Below are 14,652 nucleotides of genomic sequence, written 5' to 3'. Positions count from 1 at the left end.
AATGATATTATAATACGTTTGAACGAACAATAGCAAGAAGCAAGGAAATTTTTACTGCTTCATAGATATCTGGATTGCAGATATTAAAAGCAGGCAAACATGCGCCTTTTGCGCGATATTCCAAAAGAAGCTCCCTGCTGTTTATTAGCATTCATCTTCCCCCCTGCTCTTCGTGAGGATCTCCACTGCTTCACGCAGAGTATCGGCGGTACCCACATTTCCGGGAAAGATAATATAAGGCATGCCTGGAAACTTACTTTCTTCTCCAGTCATCCACACGGGAACCCCGGGGCAAATCTGACCCATAGCGATTGCTTTCTTAACTCTTAGTGCTTTAGTGCCTACATCACTGGAGGTTATCCCCCCCTTGGCAATGATAAATCTGGGTCTAACCTGCAAATCACCAATTACTCCGGTCAGTGCATTTGAAATTTCTACTGAAATTTGTAATTGGTCATCCGGATTGTCGCTGTCTATATCAAGGCGTTCTCTGCGGGTATAAACGACGACGGTATCGCCATGCGCAATAGCGTGATTGGCTTCTTCTACAACCCTTTGCTTTTCCAGCAATAATCCATTTTTCTGCAATACTCTATGCTGATCAAATTCAATCATATGGATTGGTATCTGACAATTTTTCAAAGCTTCCAGCTGTTGCGTGGTTTTTTCTACGTGAGAACCTACTAATATTATTCCGCCGGTTTTACAATCCTCAGCCACTAAATCCGACTTTGACAGCAACGGCCTATCAGGAACTCTTCCCAGTATTTTCGGTAACGAGGCGGCACTGCGCAGGAGAAACTCTTTTCCCTGTCTCAGCGCTGCCAGATATCCGGCACAAAATACTTTGATATCATTGTAGCACACAGCGTCAACAATGACTTTGCCGAAACCGCTGACCTGCATCAGCATCCGGGTAACCGCACCGACATCTCCGATTTGCAGCAGCTCCAGCGGGATGCATATAATTTGTTCGGATTTAAGCGAGCCCTTATATTTCTCCAGGCACCAATTTACCAGATTGGAAGACTTGTACCCAAATGATGCATCTTTGGCAAATTCAGTATCACCAACAGGAATCAGCCAATCTCCCTCCCGTACATAGTGGGTAGCCTGTAACGTATAACGCCCGCCCTCCAAGAAAAATGGACACAGAATTTCGCCATCAAATGTCATTCCATTTACTTGCTCCACCGCGTTGCGCAACGCCTCGGTCTCCAGCGGATAATGTCCCCGCAGCGTTGAATCTCCGCGGCTGACAATGACATATCTTTTGCCGGTTGCACGGGAAACTTCCGCAATGGTGTGACCAATCACACGGTGCACATGTTCTGTTTCTTCGCGTTGGAAGCTGCGGGAGTTAGTCAGGATAAAAAACATGCTGTCAGGTCCTCGGAAACCCTGTTCGATAGTCTCTTTCGACCACTCTGTGTAGACACTGACACCATGAACCGTTTGCACACCAGTGGGATCATCATCCAGCACAATAATTTTGCGGTCAAATCCGCAATAGGCTTCATCCAGCAGACGCGACGCTTGATTGGAAGCAATCCCGGCATAGTTCTTCAGAATTGCTGCACTTAAAACTTCAGGCTGTTTTATTTTATGCATTTCCATTCCCCTATTCAATATGGTTGCAAGACAGAAAAGAGGCCGGAAACCGGCCTCTTTCAGAGACATGCCCTGTTTATTTCGCCTCCAGAGCACGCTGCTCAACAAGCTTATATTCCTCTGTGGTCTGAGCTGCATTTTTATATTCGCCTATCAACAGGCTCTTATCCAGATAATCTTTCCATTCCGGACTTTGTGCAACCTGTCCCATTACATTGTCCCAATAAGCCAGGGCCTCATCGGACATGTTTTTCGCGCCCACAACACCACGATACAATGGAAACTCCACATCGTTGTATCCCAGCTCAGATAGGGTAGGTGCGGTGTCAAACGGTTCCGGAAAACGGGTTGTGCTCAATGCGACCAGTGGCACAATGTCACCGGAAACCACGTATTCCTTTGCGGCTGCCGGTTTGCCCATACCGAGGTCTATGTGTCCGCCCATCAATGCGGTAACAGTTTCAGCGGAAGAGCCAAACGATACAAAGTCAAATTTGTCCACAAGATCCAGTTCTTCCAGCATCATATTCAGAACTGTCAACTCGTCGCCCGGCGTTCCGCCAATCGTAACCTGTTCTCCGTTTTTTGCCGCCTCAATGGCTTCCTGCATGGTTTTGTAACGCCCGTCTTTACCCGCCAGTACCAGATGCTTGTCAGCACCCATTATAGCGATAGGACGAAAATTGTCGATCGAAAGTCCTCCGCCCAGGGTCACCATTACGGTTAAGTCGCCGCTGCTGAGGCACAGAAGGGATTCATCGGGAGTTTTACTGGCAGACACATTGCGTCGAGAGACCTGTCCGTTGCCGTCTTCGTTGTTCTGAACGATGACAGGCTGGTTTGCCCACCCGTTTTGTGTGATAATATCGGCAATTGTACGGGAGAACAGATCACTGTTTCCACCCGCTTTGGAACTGACCATAAATTCTACGTTTCTTGAGAGGGTATATGCGGGCGCGCCTGATGAACCGGAACCAGTCTCTGACACAGTGTCAGCCGGAGCTGTGCTGGGCGCAGGAGACTGGGAACCACCTGTGGAACAGGCACCCAGGCATAGCATGGAAAGAACAAGCATTAGCGTAAGCATCTTTTTCATTTAACGTAACCTCGTTTCCAAATTTTCTGTATAAATGGACATGCTATTACAACCTTATATTTGTTTTGTCCGCATCTTGGAGAGAGCTCCACGCACCATCGGAGTAAGTACAATGATAAAAAAGACCAGCATGAGCACCAACGAGATGGGCTTAGTAAAGAAAATGGAAAGACTGCCTTCGGAAATCACAAGTGCACGGCGGACATTGATTTCCAGATTGGAGGATAGCACATACGCTAATAGCAACGGAGCCACAGGATAGTCATTTTTCTGGAACAAATATCCTATAATTCCACCCAACACCATAATTACAACACCGAACATGGAATTGGTAGTGGCATATGCACCCACAAAACAGATTGCGATAATTGCTGGAATCATTACTCCAACCGGTATCCGAATAATTTTCGCCATCCACGGGATGCTGACCATGGCAATAAACAATGCTATCAAGTTGGAAATAAACAGCGAAGCAATCAGGCCCCAGGCAAACTCCGGTTCAGAGGCAAACAGCATCGGCCCCGGGTTCAACCCCCACATCATCAAACCGCCCAGCAGAACGGCAGTGGTCCCGCTTCCGGGAATACCCAACGAAAGTAATGGTCCGAATGCCCCTGCGGCGGCAGCGTTGTTGGCTGCCTCTGAAGCAGCGATACCCTCGATGGCCCCCGTCCCCAATTCTTCTTCACTTTTGCCGAATTTCTTTTGCATTGCGTAGCCGAGGAAGGAACCGGTGGTTGCGCCCGCGCCAGGTAAAAAGCCGACGAATGTTCCCAGTAAGCTGGAGCGCAGAATCGGTCTGAAAATTCTGCCAAATTCTTTGCGTGTGAGAAGGCCACTTCGAATATCCATCTTTTCCTCAATTGGCATAGGCGCTTTCTCGTTGCGGGTTTCCGCCAGTTCAAATACCTGGGCCAGCCCGATAAAACCTATCACAAGAGGAATGAAACTGATACCTCCCAAGAGATAAATGTTGCCGAAATCGTAACGCATATTACCGGATATTTTATCAACACCCATGGTGGCAATCATCATGCCTAAACAAGTGGCGGCGATGCCTTTTAAAGGATTCTCTCCCACCAGCCAGCTGATAGAGGTCATTGCCACTAACATTAACGCTGCCATTTCTGAGGGGCCGAATTTTAATCCCAGTGTGGCGAGCGCGGGTCCCATAAAGACCAGTATGATCATTCCGATAATACCGCCGACAAACGAGGAAAAATTGGCAGTCATCAGTGCTTTTCCAGCCTTACCTTTACGTGCCAGCGGATAGCCGTCCAATGCTGTCATAATAGCGGGGGAATCCCCTGGAACATTAATCAGGATAGCACTGTATGCACCGCCAAACATGTTGGAGTAGTAAATTGCGCCCAACATGATAATCGCTGTAACCGGGTTAAACTTGAAAGTGATTGGCAACAGCAGAGCACAGCCGGCCAAGGAACCGATTCCGGGCATGGCGCCGACCAAAATTCCAAGTATTGCACCGAGAGCCGCCGCCAGAATGTTTTCGATACTGGTCGCCACAGAAAAGCCCATGAACAACATCTGCAATGTCTCTAGCATACGCATATTCTCCTAATACAAAATTAGTTCGTAAAGAATCCCTTTTTCAAAAGGGACCTTCAGCCAAAACACAAATACCCCCAGTACAATCGCACTGACAACAAGGGTAGATAATATGATCGTGCGCTTTGAGGACTTCTCAATTACAATCTGCCACAGCACAAAGTATATCAGCAGTGACGGGAGCATTCCAATGGTAAACGACGCAATCAGAAGCAGAACAAGGGAAATCATTACCTCGAATGCAGCACGTTTGTAGACAGCACTTTTTTCGTTCAGACTTCGAACAGTTCCAATGATGCCGACAATAAGCAGCACCGATGCGATTCCGGTGGGAAACAGTCCCGGCATCGGACCGTGCCGGTCATCCCAAATCCCGTATTGGAAGATGCCAAGGTAAAGCCAAATCAGGGACAGTATGACCATGCACAGCGCAATCATGGTACGGCTGTTGACCTTTCTCATATCCGATTCCTCCTGGTACATAAGATTTAATCACTGGATTTTGCCTGGAGATGCCGCGCCATCCGGCTGGCCATTGCGACGGCATTTTCAAACGAACCTGTTCCCGCAATACCTTTACCGGCAATATCATAGGCAGTGCCGTGACCACAGGTGGTAATCGGCAAATCCAATCCGCCGCAGATGGTGATTCCCCGTTCAAAGCCGCGCATCTTCATAGCGATTTGGCCCTGGTCATGATACATAGTGACTACCACATCAAACTCGCCGCTAAACGCTCTGTGAAACACTGTGTCTGCCGAAAACGGGCCAAACACATTCAGCCCGGCTTCCCTGGCGGCGGACACTGCAGGCTCAATAATCTCCTGTTCCTGGCTTCCAAATAGCTCGCCTTCCCCACCGTGCGGATTCAGCGCGCATACGGCGATCCGTGGACGTTCAATACCCGCCATCAACAGCGTTTTTTGCGCCAGATTAATCGAATCAAGAATCCGCTGCTTGCTCAGCTGGCTGCATATCTGTTCAATCGGAATATGGCTGGTCACCCGCGTGGTCCACACATCATCCAGCATATTGATTTCGCCATATGATTTTTGGCCTAAAAGCTGTGCGATCAATTCCAGTTCACTGCCTGCGGTATTACCCCCGAGGTGCATAGCGGCCTTATTAAGCGGCGCATAACATATGCCGTGAATCTGGTTGCGCCTGGATAGCTCAATCGCACGGCGAATCATCGAGATACATGCCGCGCCGCAGTTGGCATTCACTTGGCACAGCCGGATATCTGCCGGGTTCAGATCTGCAGTATCCAATAATGCGACGCTGTCTTGTGTCCAGTCGATTTCCTCTACACTCTCGACACAGTAGTAGGGCGAGCTCTGTTTCGCCTGATGGAATCCCATCTCCAGTACCCGGTGATCTCCAATCAGTACCGGTCTGCAATGCTGCTGAAAGTAGCGTCTGGCCAGCAGCTTCGCAACCAGTTCCGGAGCAATGCCTGCCGCGTCTCCCAGCAAAATAGCGAGAATTGGTTTTTGGCTCATTGTGATTCCTCCTTTTCATTCTTAATCCCAGCACCCATCTGAATCAGCGGCATCTCGGTCATACGCAGGTTTGTACAGCCATAAGGGATCAACCGTTTGGAGTGCGCGGCCGAAAGAGCTGTGTGTCCCGTAGGGAGCGATGCACAATGGCCATTTTCATACGGCCACTCAACTTCCGCCAAATCAGCATACAATCCGGTGGGTGGCGTATCAGGGTTGAATGGAATATCATCAATCGGATAGGGCTCAAATCGGAATTTATCCCCAACGAATCCATAGTTCCATTTGGATGTTGGAAATATTTCATAATCGCAGTATGGATGCTTTCGCTCAACTCCATTTTTTATGTATTGGTTTCGCTCCCAACGTTCCCCTATGGGAAGCGCGTACAGTAACGGTCCTCTGCGCACACAGTGGAGCCCTTCATTCCAGCTGCTGAGAACCGGCACAAATTCAAAAGCAATGGATATGGTTTGTTCTCCTTGCCAATTCTGACGCAGTTGAAACCAGCCGTCCGCTGGAATTTTAATCTTTTTTCCATCCACGGCAGCGGATTTTGCAAATGATACGATGCGCAAGTGCAACGTAAATACGACAGGGCGGTCCGTGGTTATCCGGATAGAATATCCATCCCTGAACGGATATTCTGTAATGTTTTCGACAACGACTGAGGCGTTATTATACGTTGTGTGCAGAATAGATGGAGCAATTGCACCGACAGCGATGCCGTCCGATGCCCGCATAAATGTGGAAAGTGCAAATTTCGGCCATCCCTGACTGAAATTAGCGGTGCAGCAGCCATACTCCGGTTCTAACCCAAACAGGTGGGATTCTCCGCAGTTGGTTAAAAACGGACGCGTCTCCTCTGCAAATCTGCTGCATTCGATCTGATTTGTCATCTGATCATACTGATGTGTCCACATATCCGGGCTAATGGCGGCAGGCAGAGCATTGTAGGCCGCATTTTCCAGCCGCTCGGCCCATGTGCTGTCTCCAGTCAGCATCAAAAGCCACTCGTACGAATACATCGCCTCTACAACGGAGCATAATTCCGAGCCTTGCAGCGGAGATCTGCCGGCAAGACATTCATCTCCGGTGAAGTGCCCTACTGCCATGCCATGATCCTTTAGCAGAATCTTTATCGCTTTTTGTGCAAATGCATTGGGATCTTCTCCGGTCAATCTGGAAATCAGCGCCTTGGATTTTAGACACATGGCAATGTTTACCACATGTGTCATCTGACTCCAACGATCCCGCTTATAGGGCTGTTCAAATCGCCAAAAGGTAAATACTTTTTCAAAATCAACTCCTTGTGCATGTAATTTGAATGCGAGGTCCTCCATCCAACACTCCGGTCGGCGCTCATACAGCCAAAACAGTGGGATCAGACACTCGTACCATCGTGTGGCAGCCCATTTAAACAATGTATGACGTTCGATATGTCGGTTAAGCTGCTTCATTCCCCGATAGATCGCTCCTTCAATCCGTTCGTCGCTCGTACAGTCATGGTAAACGACGAGTACCTTGCAGATTAGGAAAAACGCCCACATATCGTATTGTCCCCTGTCATCGTCAGCACATGGGCACAGCCAACCGTCTTCTTTTTGCCCCTGCAAAATGGCATCTATGTATTTCTTTGCACGGGCTTTCATTTTTTCATCGTTCAAGAGCCACGCCAGAGGGATAAAACCATCCAGCCAATACGGCACCCGCTCCCACCCTTCTTTATTGCCTCCAACCCATTTGCTGTCACGGACATCCGGCCAGATTTTATCCAGATTGCCTCCAAGCCCACGAGCCTGAATCTCCAGCTGTTTACGCAACCAGCCCGTTGCGGATAATTCCGATGATGTATATTGCGAAAAGAAAAGCTGCCTCAGCATCAAATGACCCCCAGTTAAATCCATGTTTTCCTGTATTATATAGAAAACCGAGGGTTAAATACAGTGTAAATAGTACAAAAACAATGCCAAAACGAAATAGTTTCTTGCTATTTTGCTTACGATTTGATAAAATCAGCAACGAGGGGGGCGTATCATGGAAGATAAGCGCTTACTTAGATTGGATATGAATACATTGCCGGAATTTATTAAAACAAATATACGTACTTTTTCTCCGGGCGAAGTTCACATCACCCGGACATGCAATTTTCATGTATTAATCATTATGCTGGACGGAGAATTGATTTTTTATGAGGACGGAAGGCGCGTTATTTTGCAACGCGGCCAATGGTATATCCAGCGCAGCGGTCTATTCCAGGAGGGAAGAGAGGCCAGCCGTGCCCCTTCCTATTACTTCATACATTTTTACGGTGCCTTCGCTGAGAACGGCAATGCAGCACTGCCGTTAAAGGGAAGGATAGAGATTGAGCAGCTACTGCCGGTTCTGCAGGAATTGTTTAGTGTTGAGCGGTCTTTTTATTGCAATCAAGTCGCCTGCAACGCATTGTTTTTTTCAGTGTTGTCTCGATTGTACAACTCGCAAAACACGGGATCTCACTCTCAGCGTCTATTGCGAAAGATGGAACATTATCTATCCCATCACTATATGTTCTCGCAAACACTGGAACAAATGGCCAGTGATTTCCATCTATCAAAGGTATACATTACGAGACTATTTCGCCAGCAGCTGCATATTACTCCACATCAGTATCTCACAAAACTTCGTATAGAACAGGCTTGTCAGATGATGCTGGATACCAACCGAACGATTAACGACATCGCATTTGAAGTCGGATATCTGGACGTATCGTCTTTTTATCGTGCGTTCATAAAACAAAAAAAATGTGCGCCAAGCAAATGGCGCGACTATGCTTTTATGAATCCGGAGTAATTGGCAGGTCTCAGAAGTCGATACATAAACTGAAAGCGGAGAACTTTCGGTTCGAAGTAAATGCAGCACTGCCCTGTGTTGCATTTTGAACTTGCCCGTTTTATCGGGTCTGATTGCCATCTGTTTTAATTTGTCACTGCTTAAGTGTGCACAAATTAATAATCAATCCATAGCACGAACCCATTAATAATGGACTAAAAACCCCATGATGTCCTATAAAATATTAAAGTCCCATCTTCTTTGGAGATGGGACTTTAAAAAATCACCCAATCATTAAGCAAGCTTTTCTCTTGAGAACGCTGTTTTTTATTAAATAGCAGACAGAAACCAGGTAATACAAGCAATGTAAGAATTGTTCCTGCCAACAAGCCGCCGATGATAATGACCGCCATGCCTTGCATCATTTCCGTTCCGGAGCCAACTTCAAGTGCCACTGGCAACATACCAAACACAGTGGTCGGTGCGGACATGAGTATTGCGGATAATGGCGGGGATCTCAATTGGTCCCTCGACAAGATTACTCTTCATGCGTGAGGGATGCCTCAAGTATCATCCGCTTAAAGCTCAATGATTTCCCCCGGCTCAACGATAACCCTTCCGGAAGAATGCAAAGCTTCGGCTGCCGACCTGTTGAAAAGCCCTCCTGGCTTCATATGAATCGGAACGGTATGCTTTGCACCTATTAAAGCTGCGCATCGTGAAGCCTCCGCGGCACCCATATTATAAATCCCGTCTATCGGCAACAGTACCCAATCCAGACAGCGGGATTTCATGTCTTTCATCTGCTCTGTCTCTGAAGTATCGCCCGCTGCATATAGCGACACGAAATCCATCGTCAAAATATAACCGACGCACTCGTCTTTTCTGTGGTTGCTATTATAAGCCTCTACAGCTTCAATCTTTATGTCGCCGATTATAAAAGACCTGTACGCGCCGTTTTTCAGCGCGTCAGCCGCACGGATAATGCGAGTGCCTGGCTTTTTTGTAACAATCGACACTTTATTATGATCCGAATGCTCATGTGTAATCAGGATCAAATCCGCCGGACGGTCATAACCTTCCCCCGCATACGGATCAAGATAGATTACTGTCCCGCTTTGGGTGGTGATTCGGCAACTTCCGTGCCCCTGATATAAGAGCTTCGCCATTATCAGCAGACTCCTTCAAAACTTATTTTGTTGGATAATATCGATATCTGACAGGGATTGTACAGCATATCTCCCAGCCATTAGCCGCAGAAATGTACAGTCTCACCGACGGAACTTCTGCCGCTGACAAAGTTGTTGATCTTATTGTTCTTATCGGCGTACCCGATTGCAATGCCGATCGTGAGCTTGAGATTATCGGGAATTTCCAACTCGTGCCGCAATACGTCAGGATACTGCACAAGAGTTATCGCCGGAATGGTGGAAAGGCCCTGCTCCATCGCCGCCAGCATCAGGCTCTGCGCATACGCGCCGATATCATAGAGCGACCAATGGGACAAAACCTTATCCATGCAAACATAGATGACTGCGGGCGCGTTGAACATGGATTGATTGAGTGCACCGAACTGCTCCGCAGCATCGCCGCAGTCGCGCACCATGTCGGGGCGCAGCTGCTGGCGTTTTTTCGCAGCCTCCGTCCACCCGGTAGGCCGCGGCGTTTCCGGCGTGGCAGCGACCTTTCCAGCATACTTTTGCTGATAAGCGTTTTTTATTCTAACCAAGGTGTCGCCTGTGGCGACAAATACCTCCCACGGCTGCGAGTTGGCCCAGGAGGGGGTGCGGGCGGCCGCCTCCAATACGGCACCCAGTTTCTCCTTCTCAACGGGCGTTGAAAGGAATGCCCTGATGGAGTGCCGGGCGTTCATTGCTTCTATTACGTTCATACAGAATACCCCTTTGTCTTCAAACTTTTTGCCCCAGGCGCTTCGCCTGCATCAGACATTGCGTCCGACTGTCTCCGGGTTTGCAAAGACATGCGACAGCAATGATGCCAGCTTCCTCCCTTTTGCGCAGTGCACAAACCTGCCGAAACATGGCACCAAAACCGATTAAAATACAAACGGCGGAGGAGCCTTTGATTACATTTTACTGCAGGCATCAGACATGTCAATGGGATAACCTGATAATTGTTTGAGCTAAGAACCGCCAGGATAAATGTGTACAATCTTCTTGGACACATTTGCAGTCTTCCTTTCGCTGAACTTGTATGTAGCAACCATATTCTACCGAAATGCTGCAACCTTGCCCATTTTAATTTGCATATTTTATTGTACAAAGAAAATCCACCTGCATAGTGAACTGGTCAATAGAAAGTAGACAGAAAAAACACTGTCCGGTGTTGCTTGTGCATCGCCGGACAGTGCTATTACAGATAAAAAATCCCGGTTTAACTGGTGCTCCAATATCTCCTATATCAATAAATAGAGTACACCTCCAACAATTCCCGAACCCAACATCACAAAAATAGGATTCGGCTTCCACTTTCTCAAAATGAACACAGCCGCAGCAAACAGAAGAACCGCAGTGTAATTAATGGAAGCCATATTCCAGGAAATACCTTGTTCGCCCCAGACAGATAAAATAAAAATGGTAAGCCCTGCCGCCGCAATCAAAGCGACTACAGCCGGTCTCAATCCCGCCAGAATACCCTGTATAACTGTTAAATTGCTATATTTGAAATAGAGCCAAGCCAACAGCGAAACGATTGCGCAGGAAGGAAGAAGGCAGCCAAAGGTAGCAATTAGCGCCCCGGGAATACCGGCGATACGAATCCCGACGAATGTCGCCGAGTTAATTGCAATAGGACCGGGGGTCATTTCCGCGATGGTGATCAAATCTGTAAACTCTGTAAGCGTCAGCCAATGGTGCAGGTCCACGATCTGGCTTTGAATTAAGGGCATTGCTGCCAAACCGCCGCCGATACTGCATAATCCAACTTGAAAGAAGCTCCAAAACAGTTTTAAAAATATCATTGTACCTGGCCACCCTTTTTCGCTTTTTTCTCGTGCAGGATCACTTTTGCGGCTCCGATACAGCCACAGCATAAAATGATATACATAACGTTTATTTTGAAGAAAAAGGTCGCGGCAAAAGCCACAATCATCACAAGGACAGATACCACATCTTTCTCTTTTGAAATATTTTTCCCGAGACTATATACCACATCAGCGATGACTGCCGCTACCCCGGACTGCATTCCTTTCAGAACCGCATTGACCACAGCATTATCACGGAAGGCCGCATAAAAAAATGAAATCACTGAAATGATAATCAGAGGCGGAAGCACGGTACCCAGAATCGTAACCACAGCTCCCAATATACCGGCAATACGATAGCCGAGCAAAATAGACGCATTCACAGCAACCGCTCCGGGAGAAGATTGCGCAATTGCCGCAAGATTCAGCATCTCTTCTTCTTCCATCCACTTTAACTCATCCACAAATTTTTTCTTCATCAGCGAAATAATGACATATCCTCCGCCAAAGGTAAAAGTGCTTAAGTACAAAGTGGAACTAAACAGCTTTCTATAGATATGTGCTTTATTCTCCACAAAATCAATCCTCCCTGTATAGTTTAGTATATCGGTTGCAATTATATAAGTAAAATAGTATTATATTATGTAGTTCATAATATATTCGATATAACAGGAGACTGTCATGACGCTTCGCCATTTAAAGATTTTTGTAACAGTTTGTGAAACAGGCAGCGCAACCGCTGCGGGTGAAAAGCTGTTCCTTGCACAGCCCGCTGTCAGCCTTGCTATATCGGAGTTGGAAAACTATTATGGGATCAAATTATTCGACAGGATTGCAAAGAGGCTGTATATAACAGAGACAGGTAAATATTTTTTGCAATATGCCACCCATATCGTCGGAGCATTTGAAGAATTGGAAAAAGAGGTCAAAAATTTTGATGCTATCGGCATAATCCGGGTCGGTGCAAGCATTACCATCGGCAATTATCTTCTGCCGCAGTATGTTACTGCTTTTAAAAAACTTCATCCGCATATGGAAGTAAAAGCAATGATAGACAATTCAGATAAAATCCAGCAATATGTCTACGAGAATAAAGTTGACCTTGGCTTAATAGAAGGGATTACTCACAGCAATTATATCATAACCCAAACATTCCATGATGATGAGTTGGTTATGATCTGTTCCAACGTTCACCCATTTGCCAATAGGACAGATATTGATATCAGGGAACTGGATGACCAGCCTTTCCTCTTAAGGGAAGTAGGAAGCGCAGGGCGGGAATTGTTTGACAGTGTTATAACCGCACACGGCATGGAAATCATCCCTTCCTGGGAAAGTATCAGTACGCAGGCCATTATAAAGGCGGTACAGGCCAATTTAGGAATCTCTGTTTTGCCGTTTCTCCTGGTAAAAGACAGCCTCGACAGAAAAGAAATCAGTAAATTCCAGCTGAAAGATGTTTCTTTCAAACGTCATTTCAGTATCATTTATCATAAAAATAAATTTCTGACTCAGAGCGCTAAAGATATGATTGCGATCTGCTCGCATGTTAAAACAGCCGACGGATAATACCGTCGGCTGTCCCCTTTAGCGATATGCCTGCAGCTGCATCCGTTCAAACTGTTCTTCCGGAGCGTTGTTTTCCTCTATTAAGCGGCAAAGATATTCCTCAACCGTCGGGTTTAAAAAGGCAACGACAGGGACTTCTTTTTAACTCTTATTATCTCATTCTGTTTGCCAGCTGCGCCAGAGAAGGCCATACTGCCTCTAGAAAATCACGATATCCGCAATAGGAATCCTTTCCCTGACAGCAAACCGCACTTTGCTGCCGCTTGCAGCCTCCATGGCAGATTGGCTCGAAACGGCAGTCAGCACAAAGCTGAGGTTTTCTATGCGGTCGGCCTATAAAATCTGCCGCTGTCCGACTTTCATACAGTTCACGCAATGTATTTTCAGTCAAATTTCCCAGCTTGTATTCATCCAGAACAAAAAAATCGCAGGGATATACACCGCCGTCTGCCTCCACTATAAACTGATGCTGGCATTCTCCGGTCATGCCGCAGGCCGTAGATTGCCCGCTTGCCAACAGGTTCATGATATCGTCAAACAGCTTGATGCTGATATAAGTTCCGTTTTCGTATGCGCGCTTCCACAGCGGAAAAAGCCCTTTATAAAATTCCGCAAACCGTTTCGGAGTCAGTGCATAGGGAGCACCGCTCTCCTGCAAATCGTCCAGACAGGGAATAAACTGTACATAATGAATCTGTTCTTTCAGCAGATAATTCCATACCTGCGTGGGATGGCGCGCCAACTTGGAGGTAAGCACAGCAAGCACATTATAATCCACGCGGTACTGTTCCAGCATTCTCTTTGCCGCTATTACCCGGTTATAAGTTCCCTTTCCCTGCGCGTCTACCCGATTTGCGTCATGGTATACCGCAGCCATATCCAGAGAAATCCCCACAAGGAAATGATTTTCCCCTAAAAACGAACACCACGCTTCATCCAGCAGTATCGCGTTGGTCTGCAGCGCATAGCTTACCTGCACACGACGGTCCTGTTTTGCTGCCTGAGAAACAAAATCACGGAAATAATCCAGCCCCGCCAAGGTCGGCTCCCCGCCCTGAAAGGCAAAAGTGATGCGGTCACCCGGCTGCAGATCACAATAGATGTTTTCGAGCACTTTTTGTGTAGTGGCAGGCTGCATCACTCCGAAGCTGTGTATCTGCCGCAGGTTGCTTACATCAGCGTAAAAGCAATATTTACATCTCAAATTGCATAGCGATGAAGCCGGCTTAATCATAATACAAATTTGTTTAATGACATTTTGCCCCCTTTTGGTTACGACCTTATTATATTTCCCCGTAAAACCACATTGAGATTGTTTTTACAGCAGGATAAGTCTTTCAGCTTATTGGCACAAGAGAATTATACACGACTGCCTGCTTTAATTCAACAAGTCGTTCCTGTTTGTGACAGAACAGCCTAAACTTTTCAGTTTCATTAATGTAAGTAGAAGAAAGGAGACCGCTAATATTCTGCGGTCTCCTTTTACGATTTAGAAGATCATTCTAACGCGG

Annotated in this window: 15 protein-coding genes; 2 read left to right on the top strand and 13 right to left on the bottom strand. The window is 47.0% G+C overall.

All coding sequences use genetic code 11. The features are described 5' to 3' along the window. Positions 1 to 7 precede the first annotated feature (7 nt). From C1A10_RS18600 to C1A10_RS15985, 7 genes are all read right to left on the bottom strand, one after another. Entirely contained in the window at positions 8 to 151 is a 144-nt protein-coding gene (locus tag C1A10_RS18600; RefSeq protein ID WP_180951183.1) for a hypothetical protein, read from the bottom strand. Next, on the bottom strand, positions 145 to 1,611 hold the full coding sequence (locus tag C1A10_RS16010) for a four-carbon acid sugar kinase family protein (protein ID WP_101911709.1): 1,467 nt from the start codon (positions 1,609 to 1,611) through the stop codon (positions 145 to 147). Before C1A10_RS16010 ends, C1A10_RS18600 begins: the two co-directional genes overlap by 7 nt. A gap of 76 nt (positions 1,612 to 1,687) precedes the next feature. Next, positions 1,688 to 2,707 carry a tripartite tricarboxylate transporter substrate binding protein gene (locus tag C1A10_RS16005; RefSeq protein WP_101911206.1) on the bottom strand — a complete coding sequence of 340 codons (1,020 nt, stop codon included), beginning with the start codon at positions 2,705 to 2,707 and terminating at the stop codon, positions 1,688 to 1,690. A gap of 54 nt (positions 2,708 to 2,761) precedes the next feature. After that, positions 2,762 to 4,273 (bottom strand): tripartite tricarboxylate transporter permease, encoded by a 1,512-nt coding sequence (locus C1A10_RS16000; protein ID WP_101911205.1) that lies wholly within the window; start codon positions 4,271 to 4,273, stop codon positions 2,762 to 2,764. 12 nt (positions 4,274 to 4,285) lie between these two features. Further along, complete coding sequence (locus C1A10_RS15995; RefSeq protein WP_180951182.1) at positions 4,286 to 4,738, bottom strand: tripartite tricarboxylate transporter TctB family protein; 453 nt, start codon at positions 4,736 to 4,738, stop codon at positions 4,286 to 4,288. 26 nt (positions 4,739 to 4,764) lie between these two features. Next, on the bottom strand, positions 4,765 to 5,778 hold the full coding sequence (locus tag C1A10_RS15990; protein ID WP_101911203.1) for a PdxA family dehydrogenase: 1,014 nt from the start codon (positions 5,776 to 5,778) through the stop codon (positions 4,765 to 4,767). Then, on the bottom strand, positions 5,775 to 7,661 hold the full coding sequence (locus C1A10_RS15985) for a beta-L-arabinofuranosidase domain-containing protein (RefSeq protein WP_180951181.1): 1,887 nt from the start codon (positions 7,659 to 7,661) through the stop codon (positions 5,775 to 5,777). The genes C1A10_RS15990 and C1A10_RS15985 overlap by 4 nt, the downstream gene beginning before the upstream one ends. 154 nt (positions 7,662 to 7,815) lie before the next feature. Here C1A10_RS15985 and C1A10_RS15980 point away from each other — a divergent pair, with 154 nt between their 5' ends. Then, on the top strand, positions 7,816 to 8,610 hold the full coding sequence (locus C1A10_RS15980) for a helix-turn-helix transcriptional regulator (RefSeq protein WP_101911201.1): 795 nt from the start codon (positions 7,816 to 7,818) through the stop codon (positions 8,608 to 8,610). 254 nt (positions 8,611 to 8,864) lie between these two features. Here the strand turns inward: C1A10_RS15980 and C1A10_RS15975 are convergent, their stop codons facing one another. From C1A10_RS15975 to C1A10_RS15955, 5 genes are all read right to left on the bottom strand, one after another. Then, a complete protein-coding gene (locus C1A10_RS15975; RefSeq protein ID WP_278309141.1) occupies positions 8,865 to 9,110 on the bottom strand; it encodes an efflux RND transporter permease subunit in 246 nt (81 codons plus the stop codon). Positions 9,111 to 9,167: 57 nt separating this feature from the next. Continuing rightward, complete coding sequence (locus C1A10_RS15970; protein WP_101911199.1) at positions 9,168 to 9,758, bottom strand: MBL fold metallo-hydrolase; 591 nt, start codon at positions 9,756 to 9,758, stop codon at positions 9,168 to 9,170. Positions 9,759 to 9,838: 80 nt separating this feature from the next. Then, entirely contained in the window at positions 9,839 to 10,480 is a 642-nt protein-coding gene (locus tag C1A10_RS15965; protein ID WP_101911198.1) for a nitroreductase, read from the bottom strand. Between the two features lie 525 nt (positions 10,481 to 11,005). After that, positions 11,006 to 11,569, bottom strand: a complete 564-nt coding sequence (locus tag C1A10_RS15960; protein ID WP_101911197.1) for a chromate transporter — start codon at positions 11,567 to 11,569, stop codon at positions 11,006 to 11,008. Further along, a complete protein-coding gene (locus C1A10_RS15955; protein WP_101911196.1) occupies positions 11,566 to 12,147 on the bottom strand; it encodes a chromate transporter in 582 nt (193 codons plus the stop codon). The genes C1A10_RS15960 and C1A10_RS15955 overlap by 4 nt, the downstream gene beginning before the upstream one ends. A 106-nt stretch (positions 12,148 to 12,253) precedes the next feature. Between C1A10_RS15955 and C1A10_RS15950 the strand changes: the two genes are divergently transcribed. Further along, the gene (locus C1A10_RS15950; RefSeq protein WP_101911195.1) at positions 12,254 to 13,141 is read left to right on the top strand and encodes a LysR family transcriptional regulator; all 888 of its coding nucleotides are present in this window, start codon (positions 12,254 to 12,256) and stop codon (positions 13,139 to 13,141) included. A 151-nt stretch (positions 13,142 to 13,292) separates the two neighbouring features. Here C1A10_RS15950 and C1A10_RS15945 read toward each other — a convergent pair whose 3' ends face one another. Next, a complete protein-coding gene (locus C1A10_RS15945) occupies positions 13,293 to 14,375 on the bottom strand; it encodes a radical SAM/SPASM domain-containing protein (protein ID WP_242968958.1) in 1,083 nt (360 codons plus the stop codon). Positions 14,376 to 14,652 lie beyond the last annotated feature (277 nt).

The sequence above is a fragment of the Marasmitruncus massiliensis genome, from assembly GCF_900186535.1.
GTDB lineage: Bacteria > Bacillota > Clostridia > Oscillospirales > Ruminococcaceae > Anaerotruncus > Anaerotruncus massiliensis_A.
The sequence above is the reverse complement of the archived record's forward strand: the minus strand, read 5'-3'. Positions and strand labels throughout refer to the sequence as shown.

Coding starts and splice junctions, on each gene's coding strand:
- C1A10_RS18600 (WP_180951183.1), bottom strand. CDS start 151: ATGCTAATAAACAGCAGGGAGCTTCTTTTGGAATATCGCGCAAAAGGC.
- C1A10_RS16010 (WP_101911709.1), bottom strand. CDS start 1,611: ATGCATAAAATAAAACAGCCTGAAGTTTTAAGTGCAGCAATTCTGAAG.
- C1A10_RS16005 (WP_101911206.1), bottom strand. CDS start 2,707: ATGAAAAAGATGCTTACGCTAATGCTTGTTCTTTCCATGCTATGCCTG.
- C1A10_RS16000 (WP_101911205.1), bottom strand. CDS start 4,273: ATGCTAGAGACATTGCAGATGTTGTTCATGGGCTTTTCTGTGGCGACC.
- C1A10_RS15995 (WP_180951182.1), bottom strand. CDS start 4,738: ATGAGAAAGGTCAACAGCCGTACCATGATTGCGCTGTGCATGGTCATA.
- C1A10_RS15990 (WP_101911203.1), bottom strand. CDS start 5,778: ATGAGCCAAAAACCAATTCTCGCTATTTTGCTGGGAGACGCGGCAGGC.
- C1A10_RS15985 (WP_180951181.1), bottom strand. CDS start 7,661: ATGCTGAGGCAGCTTTTCTTTTCGCAATATACATCATCGGAATTATCC.
- C1A10_RS15980 (WP_101911201.1), top strand. CDS start 7,816: ATGGAAGATAAGCGCTTACTTAGATTGGATATGAATACATTGCCGGAA.
- C1A10_RS15970 (WP_101911199.1), bottom strand. CDS start 9,758: ATGGCGAAGCTCTTATATCAGGGGCACGGAAGTTGCCGAATCACCACC.
- C1A10_RS15965 (WP_101911198.1), bottom strand. CDS start 10,480: ATGAACGTAATAGAAGCAATGAACGCCCGGCACTCCATCAGGGCATTC.
- C1A10_RS15960 (WP_101911197.1), bottom strand. CDS start 11,569: ATGATATTTTTAAAACTGTTTTGGAGCTTCTTTCAAGTTGGATTATGC.
- C1A10_RS15950 (WP_101911195.1), top strand. CDS start 12,254: ATGACGCTTCGCCATTTAAAGATTTTTGTAACAGTTTGTGAAACAGGC.
- C1A10_RS15945 (WP_242968958.1), bottom strand. CDS start 14,375: ATGATTAAGCCGGCTTCATCGCTATGCAATTTGAGATGTAAATATTGC.